Source organism: Pantoea sp. GW821-FHT03E06, assembly GCF_059420725.1.
In genome coordinates this window covers 3,290,961-3,308,494 of record NZ_JBWKUG010000001.1, presented here as the reverse complement: position 1 = coordinate 3,308,494, position 17,534 = coordinate 3,290,961, and the positions used below count along the sequence as shown (strand labels likewise).

The following is a 17,534-nucleotide window of genomic DNA, read 5'->3' as shown; positions in this document are numbered from 1 at the left end:
GACAATGAACAGTAAAAATTTTCGTCTGGCGCTATTGCCGCTGGCACTGGTGCTGGCCGGTTGCTCGCTGGCGCCGCACTATCAGCGTCCGGCAATGCCGGTAGACGCCAAATACGACCAGCCAACGCCGGTCGGCAACGTTGCCGATCTGCCGTGGCAGAACTTTTTCACCGACGCCACGCTGCGCAACCTGATTCAGCTGTCGCTCGACAACAACCGCGACCTGCGCGTGGCGGCATTGAATGTTGAAGAGGCGCAGCAGGGCGTCACGGTGCAGCGTGCGGCGCTGATGCCGTCGATCAACGCCACTGCCAGCCAGACCTCAGCGCATGAGCCGGCCAATCTCTATAACACCAAAAGCACCGGCGCGGTGACCTATCACGAACTCAACAGCGGCTTGAGCGTCACCTCATGGGAGCTGGATTTCTTTGGCCGCCTGCAGAGCCTGAGCGATCAGGCGCAGGAAACCTATTTGTCGAGCGCGGCTACCGAGCGCGCCACGCGCATTTCGCTGATCTCGGAAGTGGCGACGGCATGGCTGACGTTGAGTTCAGATAACGATCTGCTGCATCTGGCGCAAAGCACGGCCAACAGCCAGCAGGAATCGTATCGCATCACCAAACTCAGCTATGACGGCGGCGCCAGCAGCGCGATGGATCTGGCGCAGGCCGAAAGTACTGTACGTGCGGCGCAGGCGGATGTGGCGAGCTATACCCGTCAGGTGCGGCAGGACGTTGATGCGCTGCGCCTGCTGGTTGGCACCGATCTGCCCGCCACGCTGCTGTCGCACGCCACGCTTGATGCCCACTGGCAGTTCCCGGCCACACCCGCTGGTTTACCGTCGGATCTGCTGACGCGTCGTCCGGATATCATGGCTGCCGAGCACTCACTGAAAGCGGCCAACGCCAATATCGGCGCGGCGCGTGCCGCCTTCTTCCCCAGCATCACGCTGACGGCATCCGGCGGCTCGACCAGCAGTTCACTCGGCAGTTTACTGGGCGGCGGCACCGGCGCGTGGTCGTTTATGCCATCGATTAACCTGCCGATTTTTGACGGTGGTAAAAACGAGGCTAATCTCAATATCGCGCATATCGAGAAACGTATTGAAATTGCTGACTATGAGAAGACGATCCAAACTGCGTTTAAAGAGGTGAATGATGCGCTGGCCGGCCAGGATACCTGGCAGGATCAGCTGACGGCGCTGCAGCAGGAAGTGGGCGCCAACCAACGCGACTACGACTATTCAGAATTGCGCTTTAAGCAGGGCGTCGACAATTATCTCAATGTGTTAGTGGCCCAGCGATCGCTTTACAGTTCGCAGCAGTCATTGATTAGCGCGCATCTGGGCCAGCTCAGCCAGAAAATCACCCTGTACAAGGCGCTGGGCGGCGGCTGGCAATCCTGACAATCTTAACGAAACCCTTACGGTTCGCGTATGGAATTCGCGCGGGCATTCAGCCGATAATGCGGCAAGTGATGATTTCCCATTGAAATAATCCCCTGTTTTGCAGGGGATTTTCCATTTCCTTGTTAACCTGAAGACTCCGATGACTAACAACGCTTCCCGCTCCTCCTCTTTCCGCTGGCTGAAATGGCTGCTTCTTTTGCTTGTGCTATTGATCGTGGCTGGCGTGGTCTGGCGCGTGGTGGGCGGACACGGCGGCATGCCGCCAGGCGCGGAGAAGGGCGCACGCGGCGGACATCGCGGTGGCGCGGGCGTTAGGCCTGGTATGGCGATGACGGGCGGTGCGACGCTGGTGCACAGCGGCGTAGCCAGCACGGCGGATGTGCCGCAGTATCTCAACGCGCTTGGCACAGTGATCCCTAACGCCAGCGTCACGGTCACCAGCCGCGTGGCCGGTCAGCTGGAAAAAGTGTTCTTTACCGAAGGGCAGAAAGTCAGCGCCGGTCAGCTGCTGGCACAGATCGATCCGCGCAGCTATCAGGCGACGCTGGCGCAATATCAGGGCGATCTCAATCAAAATCAGGCGTTGCTAAAAAGCGCCCAGTTAACCTTAACGCGCTATCAGAAACTGGCGGCGCAGGATTCGCTGTCGCGTCAGGATCTCGACACGCAAACCGCCACCGTCGGGCAATACAAAGGCGCGGTGGCCGCCGATGAAGCGCAGATCGCCAGCGCGAAGCTGGATATCGACTACGCGCGCATCACTTCGCCGATTAGCGGACGCGTCGGTTTACGCCTGGTCGATCCCGGCAACATGGTGCAAACCACCGACACCACCGGCATTGTGGTGGTGACGCAGATGCAACCCGCCGCCGTGACGTTTAGCGTGCCGCAGAGCAACATCCCGCAGTTGACCAAGGCGCTGCACGGTGGACAAAGCCTGCCCGCCACCGCCTTCGATCAGGACAACACCACACCGCTGGCGCAGGGCGAGGTGCAGTTCATCAGCAACCAGATCGATACCGCGACCGGCACCATTGCGCTGAAAGCCACCTTCCCGAATGAAGATGAAACGCTGTTTGCCAATCAGTTTGTTAATCTGCGGTTGCAAATCAACATTCTGAAAAATGCCACGGTGATCCCGGCGCAGGCGTTGCAACTGAGCAGTGACGGCAGCTTCGTGTTTGTCATCAATAAAGACAACACCGTGACGCGCAAAGCCGTCACCACCGGGCCGAGCTTTGGTGACGATCGGCAGGCGATCCTGAAAGGGGTGGAACCGGGCGATCGTCTGGTGACCGAAGGCATTGATCGTCTAACCAACGGCAGCAAAGTGCAGCTGGCCGATGAGAGCAAAACCAGCGCGGGCGCGGCGAGCCAATGAATCCGTCTCGCCTGTTCATCCAGCGTCCGGTCGCCACCATTCTGCTGATGGTCGGCGTGCTGATCGCCGGCATCTTCTCCTATCGCTTTCTCTCGACTTCGGCGCTGCCGCAGGTGGATTACCCGACCATTCAGGTCACCACGCTCTATCCCGGCGCCAGCCCGGATGTCATGGCGTCATCCGTCACCTCGCCGCTGGAGCGCCAGCTGGGGCAGATGGCGGGATTAAGCCAGATGACCTCGACCAGCTCGAGCGGATCGTCAATCGTCACGCTGAAATTCAGCCTCGATCTGTCGCTGGATGTCGCCGAGCAGGAAGTGCAGGCGGCGATCAACGCCGCCAATAATCTGCTGCCGAGCGATCTGCCGAATCCGCCGACGTATAAAAAGGTTAACCCGGCCGATACGGCAGTGATCACGCTGGCGGTGAGTGCCGACACGCTGCCGCTGACGCAGGTGCAGGATCTGGTCAATACCCGCGTGGCGCTCAAGCTGTCGCAGATTAACGGTGTCGGCATGGTGACGCTGGCAGGCGGCCATCAGCCAGCGATCCGCGTGCAGATGGATCCGAAAGCGCTCGCGGCGCACAAGCTGTCGCTGGAAGACGTCAATACGCTCATCAGCAACAGCAACGTTAACGGCTCGAAAGGTGGCTTTGACGGTAAATATCACTCGGTGACCATCGACGCTAACGACCAGCTGCGCACCGCCGATGAGTACGGCAATCTGATTATCACTTATCAGAACGGTGCGGCGCTGCGGCTGAAAGATATCGCGCATATCGAACAGGGCCCTGAGAACAGCTTCCAGTCGGCGTGGGCGAATAACAGCCCGGCGATTGTAGTTAGCGTGCAGCGTCAGCCTGGCGCTAACGTGATTCAGGTGGTGGACAGCATCAAAGCGCAGCTGCCGAAGCTGCAGGCGGCGCTGCCGGACGGCGTGAAGATGAGCATTCTGTCGGATCGCACGCAAACCATTCGCGCCTCCATCAGCGACGTGCAGTTTGAGCTGATGCTGTCGGTGGCGCTGGTGGTGATGGTGACGTTCCTGTTCTTGCGTAACGTGGCGGCGACCTTGATTCCGAGCGTGGCGGTGCCGCTGTCGCTGATTGGCACCTTCGGCGTGATGTATCTGGCCGACTTCAGCCTGAATAACCTGTCGTTGATGGCGCTGACCATCGCCACCGGCTTCGTTATCGACGATGCCATCGTGGTGGTGGAGAACATTTCGCGGCGGCTGGAGGAGGGCGAAACGCCGATGCAGGCGGCGCTGAAAGGATCGCAGCAGATTGGCTTCACCATCATCTCGCTGACCTTCTCGCTGATTGCGGTGCTGATTCCGCTGCTGTTTATGGGCGATGTGGTCGGGCGGCTGTTCCGCGAATTCGCCATCACGCTGGCGGTATCCATTCTGGTATCGATGGTGGTATCGCTGACGCTCACGCCGATGCTGTGCGCCTATCTGCTGCAGCATATTCCGCCGGAGAAACAGTCACGCTTTTCACGCAAAGGCGGCGAGGTGTTCGACAAGCTGGTGCGCGGCTATGACCGGTTGCTGACGGTGGTGTTGAATCATCAGAAGCTGACGCTGCTGGTGGCGCTGGCGACCTTTGCGCTCACCGCGCTGCTGTATATCGCCATCCCGAAAGGCTTCTTCCCGACCCAGGATACCGGCCTGATTCAGGGCGTTACCGTGGCGTCGCAGGATGTGTCGTTTAGCGAGATGTCGAAACGTCAGCAGGCGCTGGCGCAAGTGATTTTGCAAAACCCGTCGGTGGAGAGTTTGTCCTCGACCATTGGCATCGACGGCAGCAATACCAGCCTGAACAGCGGGCGCATCCAGATCAACCTCAAGTCGTTTGACGATCGCGATGACAAAGCTGACGTGGTGATTAAACAGCTGCAACAGGCGGCGGTGCAGGTGGCGGGCATTCAGCTCTATCTGCAACCGGCGCAGGATTTAACCGTTAACGATCAGGTGTCGCCGAGCCAGTACCAGTTCACGCTCGATGATGCCGACAGTGAAAATCTGGTGAGCTGGACGCCGAAGATGGTCGCCGCGTTGCAGCAGCGTCCGGAGTTCAACGGCGTGGTGAGCAACCTGCAGGATCAGGGCCGCGTGGCCTACGTGGAATTGAACCGTGATAAGGCGGCGCGCTACGGCATCACCGCCGCTGATCTCGACACCGCGCTGTATAACAGCTTCGGCCAGCGGCTGGTCTCCACCATCTTTACCCAGGCTAATCAGTATCGCGTGGTGCTGGAAGTGGCGCCGCAGTACCAGCAATCGCCAGCCTCGTTTGATGATGTTTATCTGCCGGTGACCAGCAGCAGCACTTCGTCCAGCGACGACAGCAGCACGTCGTCGTCATCGTCGGATGACACCAGTACAACGACCGGCATGGTGAAACTGACGTCCATCGCCACTATTCATCAGCGCACCGGCTCGCTGATGCACATGCGCCTCAACCAGTTCCCGGCGGTGATGGTGTCGTTCAACCTCAACAGCGGTTACTCGCTGGAGGATGGACAGAAGGCGATTGCCGAAGTGACGCAGCAGCTCAATCTACCGTCGAGCATCACCCTGCGCTATCAGGGCGAAACCTCGGCGTTCCAGAGCGCCACCGGCAACACGCTGTGGCTGATTCTGGCGGCGCTGATCACCATGTACGTGGTGCTCGGCATTTTGTATGAGAGCTTTATCCACCCGGTAACCATCCTCTCGACGCTGCCGTCGGCGGCGGTTGGCGCGTTGCTGACGCTGCTGCTGGCCGGCAGCGAGTTCAGCCTGATTGCGCTGATTGGTGTGATCCTGCTGATCGGCATCGTCAAAAAGAACGCGATTATGATGATCGACTTCGCGCTGGAAGCGGAGAACAAACAGCACATGAGCGCGCGCGAGGCAATTCATCAAGCCTGTTTGCTGCGCTTCCGCCCGATTTTGATGACCACCATGGCGGCGCTGCTCGGCGCGCTGCCGCTGATGCTGGCGTCCGGTTCCGGTGCCGAACTGCGCCAGCCGCTCGGGTTGGTGATTGTTGGCGGCCTGATTGTCAGCCAGGTGCTAACGCTGTTCTCCACGCCAGTGATTTACCTGTGGTTTGATGGCATCGCCCAGCGCGGCAAGCGCTATATGCAGCGCAAGCAGCAACAGGCGCGGGGCGATCGATGAACTTAACCCGGCTGTTTATCTTCCGTCCGGTCGCCACGCTGCTGCTGACGCTGGCGATCCTGCTGCTTGGTGCGCTGGGCTATCGGCTGCTGCCGGTGGCACCGCTGCCGCAGGTGGATTTCCCCACCATCATGGTCAGCGCCAGCTTAGCGGGTGCCAGCCCGGAAACCATGGCGGCCACCGTGGCGACGCCGCTGGAGCGTTCGCTCGGGCAGATCGCGGGTGTCACCGAGATGACCTCGACCAGTTCGCAGGGTTCGACCAGCGTGATTTTGCAGTTTGATCTCGATCGCGACATCAACGGCGCGGCGCGTGACGTGCAGGCGGCGATCAACGCCGCGCGCAGCCTGCTGCCAAGCGCGATGGAGTCGCTGCCGACCTACCGCAAAGCTAACCCATCGGATGCGCCGATTGTGATGCTGGCGCTAACGTCCGCCACGCGCACGCCGGGCGAACTCTACGACCTTGCTGAAAGCAAAATCGAGCAGGCGCTGGGGCAGGTGCAAGGTGTGGGCGAAGTGTCATTGATGGGCAGCGCCTTGCCGGCGGTGCGTATCGATTTGCAGCCGCTGAAGCTGACGCAATACGGCATTTCGCTGGATACGGTGCGCAGCGCCATCGCCAACGGCACCACCAATAAGCCGAAGGGCATTTTGCAGGGCAGCAGCCAATCCTGGGTGGTGGACAGCAACGGCCAGCTGGATAAAGCCGCGCAGTACCAGGATCTGATCGTCAGCTATCAGGACGGTAAAGCGGTGCGCCTGCACGATGTCGCCACGGTGTACGATTCGGTAGAAGATCAATATCAGGCCGGTTTTCTGGATTCGAAGCCGTCGGTGATGGTGGGCATTAAGCGCCAGGCCGGCGCCAACATGCTCGACACCATCGATGCCATCAAAGCGCAACTGCCGGCGCTGGAGAAAGATTTGCCCGCCGATACCCAGCTGAAAGTGGTGGTGGATCGTTCGCCAACGGTGCGCGCGTCGCTGTACGACACCGAAGAGACGCTGCTGGTAGCGATGCTGCTGGTGATCGCCGTGGTGTTTGTCTTCCTGCGCAACGTACAGGCGGTGGTGATTCCGGCGCTGGCGCTGCCGGTGTCGCTGGTTGGCACCTGCGCGGTAATGTATCTGCTCGGTTACAGCCTCGATAACCTGTCGCTGATGGCGCTGATTATCGCCACCGGCTTTGTGGTGGATGATGCGATTGTGGTGCTGGAAAATATCACCCGCCATATCGAAGAGGGATTGAGTCCGCTGCGTGCGGCGCTGCGTGGCGCGCAGGAAGTGAGTTTTACCGTGCTATCGATGACTATGTCGTTGATTGCGGTGTTTATCCCGATTCTGCTGATGGGCAGCATTGTCGGCCGCCTGTTCCGCGAGTTTGCCGTGACGCTGACGGTGTCGCTGCTGATCTCAATGTTTGTGTCGCTGAGCCTGACGCCGATGCTGTGCTCGCGTTTACTCAAGCCGAAAGCGAAAGTCACTCAGCGGCCGCATCCGCTGTATCAGTTTATCGAAAACCAGCTTAATGGTTTGTTGGCGGCCTACTCGCGCGGCTTAAGCTGGGTGATGGCGCACCAAAAGCTGACGATGTTTAGCCTGGTGCTGACCGTGCTGCTCAATCTGTTCCTGTTTTCGGTGGTTCAAAAAGGCTTCTTCCCCAATCAGGATACCGGCCTGCTGATGGGCGCGCTGCGTGCCGATCAGAACATCTCCTTCCAGGCGATGAAGCCGAAAATGCTGCAGTTCACCAATATCATCCAGTCCGATCCGGCGGTGGAAAGCGTGATGTCGTCGATGGGCAGCGGCATGTTCGGTTCGCGCAACAGCGCCAACTTCTTTGTGCGGCTGAAGGATTTTGATCAGCGTGATGCCACCGCCACCGAAGTGGCGAATCGCCTGAGCATGAAAACCAGCCACATCGCCGGGGCGCAGATGTTCCTGATGGCGGCGCAGGATTTGCATATCGGCGGGCGCAGCGCCAACGCCACCTATCAGTACAGCCTGCAGGCCGACGACCTCGATCTGCTGCGCGAGTGGACGCCGAAAGTGCAGGCAGCGCTGGCGGCGATCCCGCAGCTCAACAGCGTGGATTCCGATGCGCAAACCGGCGGTCAGGAGGTGGTGATCAACATCGATCGCGATCGCGCCATGCGGCTGGGCGTTAACGTGCAGATGCTCGACACCATGCTGAATAACGCCTTCAGCCAGCGCCAGGTCGCCACGCTGTACCACACGCTCAATCAGTATCATGTGGTGATGTCGCTGCAGGACAGCTACACGCGCGATCCGGCGATTCTCCAGCAGCTGTATGTGATCAACGACAGCGGCGATCGCGTGCCGCTGGCGGCGTTCGCCAGCTTCAAAGGCGGCAACGCGCCGCTGTCGGTGGCGCATCAGGGGCAATCGGCCACCAGCACCGTGGCGTTCAACCTGAATGATGGCGTATCGCTGGAGCAGGCGCAGGGACTGATCAAGCAGGCGATGGCGCAGCTCGGCTTGCCGTCCACCATTCAGGCCGGTTTTGCCGGCACCGCCGCGGCGTTTTCACAGCTCACTGCCACCATGCCATGGCTGATTATTGCCGCGCTGGCGGCGGTGTATATCGTGCTCGGCGTGCTGTATGAGAGCTATATCCACCCAATTACTATTCTCTCGACGCTGCCGTCGGCGGGCGTCGGTGCGCTGTTACTGCTGCTGCTCACCAATACGCAGCTGACGGTAATCGCCCTGATCGGCATCATCCTGCTGATCGGTATCGTGAAAAAGAACGCCATTATGATGATTGATTTTGCCATTCACGCCGAGCGTACGCAGGGCATGTCGCCGCAGCAGGCGATCATCCAAGCCTGTTTGATGCGCTTCCGCCCGATCATGATGACCACGCTGGCCGCCTTCTTCGGCGCGCTGCCGCTGGCGCTGGGCAGCGGTGGCGATGCCGACTTGCGCAGCCCGCTCGGGCTGGCGATTGCCGGTGGTCTGGCGCTCAGCCAGCTGCTGACGCTGTTTACTACGCCGGTGGTTTATCTCTGGCTCGATCGTTTAAGCCGTGCCACGCAGCGTCAGTGGCTGCGGTTGCGTCATGTGGAATCCCGATAGATGAAAATGTCCCTGAAAATTACCCCCGTACTGTTGGTGTTGCTGCTGGCCGGTTGCGCGGTTGGTCCGGATTATCAGCGCCCGACCATGGCGATGCCGACCCATTTTAAAGAAGCTAAAGGCTGGCAGCAGGCCACGCCGCAGGATGCCGTGAGTAAAGGCGAGTGGTGGCAGGTGTATCACGATGCCACGCTGGATAGCCTGCTGAAGCAGGTCAGCATTTCCAATCAGAATGTTGCCAACTATGCCGCGCAGTACCGTGAAGCGCAGGCGCTAACGTCGCAGTCACGTGCCGCACTGTTGCCGTCCGTTGGCTACGACGCCAGCAGCACGCGCAGCGGCAGCCGCGCCAGTACCAGCGGACAACGCAGCGTCAGCAACAGCCATGCCGCCGATCTCAGCGCCAGCTGGGAGCTGGATTTGTGGGGTAAACTGCGCCGCACGCTGGAGGAGAACAACGCCAGCGCCGAAGCCAGCAAAGCTGAACTGGCGAATATCACCCTGAGCGCGCAGTCCGAACTGGCGCAGGACTATTTCCAGCTGCGCATCATCGACGAGAAAATTGCGCTGTATCAGCGCAGCATTGAGGCGTATCAGCGCTATCTGACGGTGATTGAAAACAAATATGCCGCTGGCAGCGAATCACGCGCCACCTTAGCGCAGGCGCAGATGCAGCTGGAGAGCGCGCGCGCCTCGGCGCAGGATTATCAATGGCAGCGCGCCCAGATGGAGCACGCGATTGCGCTGCTGCTGGGCCGCGCGCCGGCCGATTTCTCCCTGCCGGTGGCGAAGCTGGATGCCGCGTTACCTGCGATCCCAAATAGCGTGCCCTCGCAGCTGTTGCAGCGCCGTCCCGATATCGCCTATGCCGAGCGTAACGTGGCGGCGGCCAATGCGGCGGTGGGCGTGGCGATTGCCGGTTACTATCCCGACCTGACATTGAGCGCCAGCGGCGGCGTGAGTTCATCGGCGATTAATAGCTTGTTCTCACTGCCCAATCGCGTCTGGTCATTGGGGCCGGAGCTGAGCGGTACGCTGTTAGACTTCGGTGCCACCTCGTCGAAGGTGGAGCAGGCGCGTGCGGCTTATGATGCCAGCGTCGCCAGCTATCGCCAGTCGGTGCTGGAAGGGATGCAGGAAGTGGAGGATTATCTGGTGCAGCTGAATACCCTGCAAGGCGAAATCGCCTCGCAGCAGCGCGCCACCGACGCGGCGCAGGAATCGGCGCGCGTGACGCGCAATCAGTATGAGGCGGGCATGATCGATTATCTCGACGTCGCCACTACCGAAAACAGCAGCCTGAGTGCGCAGCAGAGTTTGCTGTCATTGCAGAGCACGCAGTGGGTCAGCAGCGTGGCGCTGATCGCCGCACTGGGCGGCGGCTGGCAGGCGGATCCGCAGTAACCCAGGTCGCCATAAATGGCGACCCTACACGTAGGGTGCGCATTTATGCGCACCGTCCCGCAACGCGCAGAAATTTTGATGACGCATTTATGCGCACCGTCCAGCGACGCGCAGAAATTTTGATGACGCATTTATGCGCACCTGCTCGCAAAGCGCAACTGTGTTTAAATCATCCCGCCACTTGTCGAATATCCCCAGATCCTGCATCGTAAGAGCCATTTTTTACGATTGCTAGGGAGCTGGCATGCTACTCACCTTTTTCCGTTTCCTGTTCCGCCTGCTGTGGCGCGTGGAACTGCGTGGCGACCTTACTGCACTACACAAAGAAAAAGTGCTGATCACCCCTAACCACATGTCATTTCTTGATGGGGTGCTGGTGGCGCTGTTTCTGCCGATCAAACCGGTGTTCGCCGTCTACTCGTCGATCAGCGAACAGTGGTACATGCGCCTGCTGAAGCCGATTATCGACTTCGTGCCGCTCGATCCTACCAGACCGATGTCAGTCAAACATCTGGTGCGGATGATTAACGAAGGCCGTCCGGTGGTGATCTTTCCGGAAGGGCGCATTACCGTGACCGGCTCGCTGATGAAGATCTACAGCGGTGCGGGTTTTGTGGCGGCAAAATCCGGCGCGACCGTGGTGCCGATGCGTATCGAAGGGGCGGAATATACGCCGTTTGGTCGGCTGGCGGGCGTGTTTAAACGTCGCTTGTTCCCGCGCATCACCTTAACGGTGCTACCGGCGACGATGATTCCGATGCCTGAAGCGAAACGCGCGCGCGATCGCCGCCAGCTGGCGGGTGAGCACTTACACCATGTGATGATGGAGGCGCGCATGGCGGTGCGTCCGCGTGAAACGCTGTTCGAAGCGTTCCTCAGTGCGCGCCAGCGTTATGGGCTGATGAAACCGTGCATTGAAGACATCAATTTCAAGCCCGACAGCTATACCGGCTTGCTGAAGAAATCGCTCGGCGTGGGTCGCATTCTTGAACGCTATAGCCAGCAAGGCGAATACGTGGGCCTGCTGCTGCCGAACGCCACCGTCACCGCGGCGGCGATTCTTGGCGCGTCGCTGCGCGGACGTATTCCGGCCATGCTGAATTACACCGCTGGCGTAAAAGGTATGCGCGCGGCGCTCACCGCTTCACAGGTGAAAACCGTCTTCACCTCGCGCCAGTTCCTCGAAAAGGGCAACTTGTGGCACTTGCCGCAGGGCCTCAGCGACGTGCAGTGGATCTATCTGGAAGATCTGAAAGATACCGTCACGCTGAAAGACAAGCTGTGGATTGTGGCGCATCTGCTGATGCCGCGCCGTGCACAGGTGCAGCAGCAGCCGGAAGATGCGGCGATGGTGCTGTTTACCTCGGGTTCGGAAGGCAATCCCAAAGGTGTGGTGCATTCACACAAAAGCCTGCTGGCGAACGTGGAGCAGATTCGTACCGTGGCGGACTTCACGCCGCGTGACCGCTTTATGTCGGCGCTGCCGCTGTTCCATGCTTTCGGTCTGACCGTTGGCCTGTTTACGCCGCTGCTGACCGGCGCGCAGGTGTTTCTCTATCCGAGCCCGCTGCATTACCGCATTGTGCCGGAGCTGGTGTATGACCGTAACTGCACCGTGCTGTTTGGCACCTCGACCTTCCTTGGCAACTACGCGCGCTTCGCCAGCCCGTATGATTTTGCGCGGCTGCGCTATGTGGTAGCCGGCGCAGAGAAACTGCAGGAAGCGACGCGCCAGATTTACATGGAGAAGTACGGCATCCGCATTCTTGAAGGCTACGGCGTGACGGAATGCGCGCCGGTAGTGGCGATCAACGTGCCGATGGCGGCAAAAAGTCACACGGTAGGCCGTATTCTGCCCGGCATGGATTCGCGTTTGATTTCGGTGCCGGGCATTGAGCAGGGCGGTCGCCTGCAGTTGCGTGGTCCAAACGTGATGAACGGTTATCTGCGCGTAGAGAATCCAGGCGTGTTGGAAGTGCCGGTGGCCGATAACGGCGAAGGCGAGATGGAAGCAGGCTGGTACGACACCGGCGATATCGTCAGCTTTGATGAAGGCGGTTTCTGTCAGATTCAGGGCCGTGCGAAGCGCTTCGCAAAAATTGCCGGTGAGATGGTATCGCTGGAAATCGTTGAGCAGATTGCGCTGAAAGCCTCGCATGAGAAGCAGCATGCCGCATCGTTGCGTCCGGACGGCAATCGTGGTGAAGCGTTGGTGTTGTTCACCACCGACACGGTATTGAGCCGCGACACGCTGCTGAAAGCCGCGCGTGAGATTGGTGCGCCGGAGCTGGCGGTGCCGCGCGACATCCGCGTGATGAAGCAGCTGCCAATGCTGGGCAGCGGCAAACCGGACTATGTCAGCCTCAGACAGCTGGCGGAAGAGGAGCAGGTATGAGCCAGCCGTTAAATAGGGATGCACCGCTGCTATCGCGCAGCATGCTGGCGGTAATTGTGGCGCAGTTCTTCTCAGCGTTTGGCGACAACGCGCTGCTGTTCGTGACGCTGGCGGTGCTGAAAAATCAGTACTATCCGGACTGGAGCCAGCCGATCCTGCAAATGCTGTTTGTGGCGACTTACATTCTGCTCGCACCGTTTGTAGGTCAGATGGCGGATAGCTTCGCCAAAGGCCGGGTAATGATGTTTGCCAACAGCCTCAAGCTGCTGGGCGCGCTGGTTATCTGCTTTGGCTTCAATCCGTTCCTCGGCTACACGCTGGTGGGAATTGGTGCGGCGTCCTATTCACCCGCTAAGTACGGCATCCTGACGGAAATCACCCACGGTGAACGCTTAGTTAAAGCCAATGGCTTAATGGAAGGCTCGACCATAGCGGCGATTCTGCTGGGCTCCGTGGCGGGCGGTATTCTGGCGGACTGGAACCTGGTCGCCGCGCTGGTGGTGTGCGCCATGACGTATGCGATGGCGGTGGTGGCGAATATCTTTATTCCGCGACTAACGGCGGCGCGTCCGGGCCAGAGCTGGCACTTTGGCGCGATGCTGCGCAGTTTCGTGGCGGCGACTAAAATACTGTGGCGCAACGGCGAGACGCGTTTCTCGCTGCTCGGCACCAGCTTGTTTTGGGGCGCGGGCGTGACGCTGCGTTTCCTGCTGGTGCTGTGGGTGCCGGTGGCGCTCGGCATCAGCGACAATAAAACCCCTACCACGCTGAATGCAATGGTGGCGATTGGCATTGTGATTGGCGCCGCCGCAGCGGCGAAACTGGTGACGCTGCAAACCGTGCGCCGCTGCATGCCAGCCGGCGTGCTGATTGGGGTGATGGTGGTGGTGTTCGCGCTGCAACAGAGTTTGCTGAATGCCTATCTGATATTAATGCTGATTGGTGCACTGGGCGGTTTCTTCGTGGTGCCGCTCAATGCGCTACTGCAGGAGCGCGGCAAGGATACCGTGGGTTCGGGTAACGCGATTGCGGTGCAGAACCTTGGTGAGAATACCGCCATGCTGCTGATGCTGGGATTGTACACGGTGGCGATCAAGCTGGGTGCGCCAGCAGTGGCGACCGGCGTAGGATTCGGTGCGATCTTCGCCGTGGCGATTGCGCTCTTGTGGTGGAAAAGCCGTCGTTAAATCGTGCGGTAATTGAATGGGTCGCCATGAATGGCGACCCTACGATTGACATGTAGGGTGCGCATTAATGCGCACCTGGTTTCAAGGCGCGGGATAAGTAAACTGGCGGTGAATCGCTTCCAGCTCCTCTAACACCTCGGCGTTCAGCGTCAGATTGAAACTCTCCACGTTAACCTTCAGTTGCTCCATCGTGGTGGCGCCCAATAGGGTGCTGGCGACAAACGGCTGCTGACGCACATAGGCCAGCGCCATCTGCGAGGGATCCAGGTTGTGCTTCTTCGCAAGATCCACGTAGGCAGCAATCGCCTGCTGTGACTGATCGCCGCTGTAGCGCGTGAAGCGGCTGAATAGCGTATTGCGCGCACCGGCCGGTTTTGCCCCGTTCAGATATTTACCGCTCAAGGTACCAAACGCCAGGCTGGAGTAAGCCAACAGCTCAACGCCTTCATGCTGGCTGATCTCTGCCAAACCCACCTCGAAACTCCGGTTCAGCAGGCTATACGGATTCTGGATGGTGACGATACGCGGCAGCTCATGCTTTTCCGCCAGCTGCAGGTAGCGCATCACGCCCCACGCGGTTTCATTCGATACACCAATGTAACGAATTTTACCGGCGCGCACTTGTTCCGTCAGCGCTTCCAGCGTTTCCAGCAGCGTCACTGGCACGCTGGAATCGGTAAATTGATAGCCCAGCTTGCCAAAATAGTTGGTCTGGCGCTGCGGCCAGTGCAGCTGATAGAGATCGAGATAGTCGGTATTCAGGCGTTTCAGGCTGGCATCCAGCGCTTCACGGATGTTTTTGCGATCCAGCGCCTGGTGCGGGCGAATCGATGCATCGGCACCGCGCACTGGCCCCGCCACTTTACTGGCCAGAATGATTTTGTCGCGGCTGCCGCGCTTTTTCAGCCAGCTACCAATGTACTGTTCAGTTAAACCCTGGGTTTCCGGGCGCGGCGGCACCGGATACATTTCCGCAGTATCAATCAGATTTATGCCGCTGCTAACTGCGTAATCGAGTTGTGCGTGGGCGTCGGCTTCGCTGTTCTGCTCACCAAACGTCATGGTTCCAAGCCCCAGCTGACTCACTTCCAGCGTGCTATGGGGAATACGGTGATAGTGCATGTGCCGGCATCCTATTTTCATTATGAAAGGGAATGTTGTGTCCAGTGGGACTATAGCGTGTGAAGCGGCGCGGAAGGAAGGGGGGAAAGTTCGGGAAATCGCCTGCACAGGGAGAAAACGTGTGCAGGCGATGTAATTTGGCACTTAACGCTCAATGATGGTCGAGACCTCATCACCATTGATCTGCATCTGATGGCCTTGCTCATCGGTGTACTGCACTAAACCGGTCTCTTTATCAATGGCGGGCTTACCATCGGTCATAATCATACGACCATCTTTGGTCGCCATCACGTAATCACTACTGCAACCACTCATCAATACCGCAGCCAACATGACACCCACTGCACTTACCAACCCTTTCATTCTTCTCTCCTTCCAACGACTTCAACAGCAAAAGTGTAGTAATAAATGCTTTCGCCGTTAGGAGTAATCGCATCATTCCTAAAATTTATCGGCAGAAAAGTGCATTTACATTAGAAAATGACGGGCGAGCAAAGGACCGGTGAAGCTTTTCTTTAAATAAAAACCGCGTGGCAGCGTCATGATAGGCTCGCCGTGTTGGCCAATGGCTTCCGTCAACGCTTTGCTGTTCGCCGCTTTAGGACGGATTTGTAGCCAGGCGCCGTGACGTGCGGTGATGCGCTCTACCTGACCCAGCACAATCATATCCATTAGCTCTTCCCAATCCTCACGCAGTTGCTGTTCCTCTTCTTCACTGGGATGCCACAGCAAAGGCGATCCCACGCGGCGATCGGCTAGCGGTATGCCACGATCGCCTTCGATCGGGATCCACAGCACGCGCGCCAGCTTGTGGCGCACATGGCTGGTTTCCCAGGTGACGCCGCTGTTACCGGTAAGCGGCGCAACGCACACGAAGGTGGTTTCCAGCGGTTTGCCTTGCGCATCCACCGGTATGGTTTTCAATTCAATGCCGAGATGGGCGAAATCCTGCTCGGCTTTGCTGCCCGCGCTGGCGCCCAGATGCAGCTCTAACAGCATACCCACCCAGCCTTTGTCACGCTTCAGGTTTGGCGGAATGGGCAGGTTAAGCTGTGCCGCCAGCGCGGCAAATGTTTGGCCGGCCAGTCGCTGTGCGCGCTGCAGTAATTCCGCTTCATTTTCCGGTGGCGACGGCAATAACGGTGAGGAGTGCATGGTAAAACTCACATTGGTTGAAGAGTGAACAGTAAAAGCTGGCTGAATTTGTCCACATGGCAGATACGTGAATAAGTGTGATAATAGCATGATTCAGCGTGCTTTTTTTAGATTGATGCCCGTTAACAGCAGAAGTGCTATTAAGGTTATCCCAGCTTGTTATCGACAATGAACAGATGTTGAACCTAGTTATCCACAGAAAAGTGGGATAACCCCTGGTTATGAAGATACCTGTTTCCATTTACAGCCTTGACTTTCGCGTTTTGAACGCTTTTTTTCCTTTCTTTGACCAGGTTTAGGGCATTCTCTGTGGATAAAAACGCCGCTGATGGATCTTTAACCGATCGCCAAAAAGCAAATGTGAGTAAAGGACGATCCTCTTAGGATTTAGTCGACGATTTTTTAATAACTCGCTGAAAAATAATTTTTTTTGTGAGTTTCACTTATTGTTTTGTAAGAGTTTTCTGAAGTGGTTATTCACTTCATTCCCGTGTTCTGCACAACGCTATCCACAGAAAAGGTGAATAAGATCGGCCATAATTCCCGCTTGCTGTTTATAACTTGGCTTATCTCTGTGAGTTATCCTGTTTTTATTCCGTTATCACCCTCAGTATCCAGTGGTTTACCGCCTGTAAGGAGTGTGAAACAATCAGGCTATTCAAATTTAGCTTTGAGGTAGTCCAGTGATCGATGATGATGGCTACCGCCCGAATGTTGGTATCGTAATCTGCAACAGGCAAGGACAAGTGTTATGGGCCAGGCGCTTTGGACAGCACTCCTGGCAATTTCCTCAGGGAGGCATCAATCCGGGTGAAACTGCTGAACAGGCGATGTATCGCGAACTGTTCGAAGAAGTGGGCTTACACCGCAAAGATGTTCGAATACTTGCTTCAACCCGTAACTGGTTACGTTACAAGTTGCCAAAACGTTTGGTGCGTTGGGACACAAAGCCGGTGTGTATCGGCCAGAAACAAAAGTGGTTTCTTCTGCAGTTAATGTGTAGTGACGCGGAGATCAATGTGCAGCACAGCAGCACGCCCGAGTTTGATGGTTGGCGCTGGGTTAGCTTCTGGTATCCGGTACGTCAGGTCGTCTCTTTCAAGCGCGATGTTTATCGCCGCGTAATGAAAGAATTCGCTGGCGTGGTGATGTCTATGCAGGAGAGTGCGGGGCAGCGCAATAACGCCGCCCAACGACGTAAAAGAGGATAG

The 17,534-nt window shown here is 58.1% G+C and carries 11 protein-coding genes; 8 read left to right on the top strand and 3 right to left on the bottom strand.

Annotated features, from left to right (window positions below):
* The first annotated feature begins 4 nt into the window (after positions 1-4).
* The 7 genes from AC07WB_RS15415 to lplT all read left to right on the top strand — a co-directional run bounded on the left by AC07WB_RS15415 (position 5) and on the right by lplT (position 14,046).
* A complete protein-coding gene (locus tag AC07WB_RS15415) occupies positions 5-1,405 on the top strand; it encodes an efflux transporter outer membrane subunit (RefSeq protein WP_097096178.1) in 1,401 nt (466 codons plus the stop codon).
* Between the two features lie 142 nt (positions 1,406-1,547).
* Positions 1,548-2,789 carry an MdtA/MuxA family multidrug efflux RND transporter periplasmic adaptor subunit gene (locus AC07WB_RS15410; protein ID WP_494940780.1) on the top strand — a complete coding sequence of 414 codons (1,242 nt, stop codon included), beginning with the start codon at positions 1,548-1,550 and terminating at the stop codon, positions 2,787-2,789.
* Positions 2,786-5,959, top strand: coding sequence for a multidrug efflux RND transporter permease subunit (locus tag AC07WB_RS15405; protein WP_494940779.1), 3,174 nt, complete (start codon positions 2,786-2,788; stop codon positions 5,957-5,959). Before AC07WB_RS15410 ends, AC07WB_RS15405 begins: the two co-directional genes overlap by 4 nt.
* Positions 5,956-9,060, top strand: a complete 3,105-nt coding sequence (locus tag AC07WB_RS15400) for an efflux RND transporter permease subunit (RefSeq protein WP_494940778.1) — start codon at positions 5,956-5,958, stop codon at positions 9,058-9,060. Before AC07WB_RS15405 ends, AC07WB_RS15400 begins: the two co-directional genes overlap by 4 nt.
* Entirely contained in the window at positions 9,061-10,464 is a 1,404-nt protein-coding gene (locus AC07WB_RS15395) for an efflux transporter outer membrane subunit (RefSeq protein WP_097096182.1), read from the top strand.
* A gap of 244 nt (positions 10,465-10,708) precedes the next feature.
* A complete protein-coding gene (aas, locus tag AC07WB_RS15390) occupies positions 10,709-12,859 on the top strand; it encodes a bifunctional acyl-ACP--phospholipid O-acyltransferase/long-chain-fatty-acid--ACP ligase (RefSeq protein WP_494940777.1) in 2,151 nt (716 codons plus the stop codon).
* Positions 12,856-14,046, top strand: a complete 1,191-nt coding sequence (gene lplT, locus AC07WB_RS15385) for a lysophospholipid transporter LplT (protein WP_494940776.1) — start codon at positions 12,856-12,858, stop codon at positions 14,044-14,046. Before aas ends, lplT begins: the two co-directional genes overlap by 4 nt.
* Positions 14,047-14,127: 81 nt before the next feature.
* Here the strand turns inward: lplT and AC07WB_RS15380 are convergent, their stop codons facing one another.
* The 3 genes from AC07WB_RS15380 to mutH form a co-directional block, all read right to left on the bottom strand.
* On the bottom strand, positions 14,128-15,168 hold the full coding sequence (locus AC07WB_RS15380; protein ID WP_494940775.1) for an NADP(H)-dependent aldo-keto reductase: 1,041 nt from the start codon (positions 15,166-15,168) through the stop codon (positions 14,128-14,130).
* Positions 15,169-15,312: 144 nt separating this feature from the next.
* Complete coding sequence (locus AC07WB_RS15375; protein WP_097096187.1) at positions 15,313-15,531, bottom strand: YgdI/YgdR family lipoprotein; 219 nt, start codon at positions 15,529-15,531, stop codon at positions 15,313-15,315.
* Positions 15,532-15,636: 105 nt separating this feature from the next.
* Positions 15,637-16,323 (bottom strand): DNA mismatch repair endonuclease MutH, encoded by a 687-nt coding sequence (gene mutH / locus AC07WB_RS15370; protein ID WP_097096189.1) that lies wholly within the window; start codon positions 16,321-16,323, stop codon positions 15,637-15,639.
* A 683-nt stretch (positions 16,324-17,006) separates the two neighbouring features.
* On the opposite strand from mutH, the gene rppH reads away from it, so the two are divergent.
* Positions 17,007-17,534 (top strand): RNA pyrophosphohydrolase, encoded by a 528-nt coding sequence (gene rppH / locus AC07WB_RS15365; RefSeq protein WP_007890933.1) that lies wholly within the window; start codon positions 17,007-17,009, stop codon positions 17,532-17,534.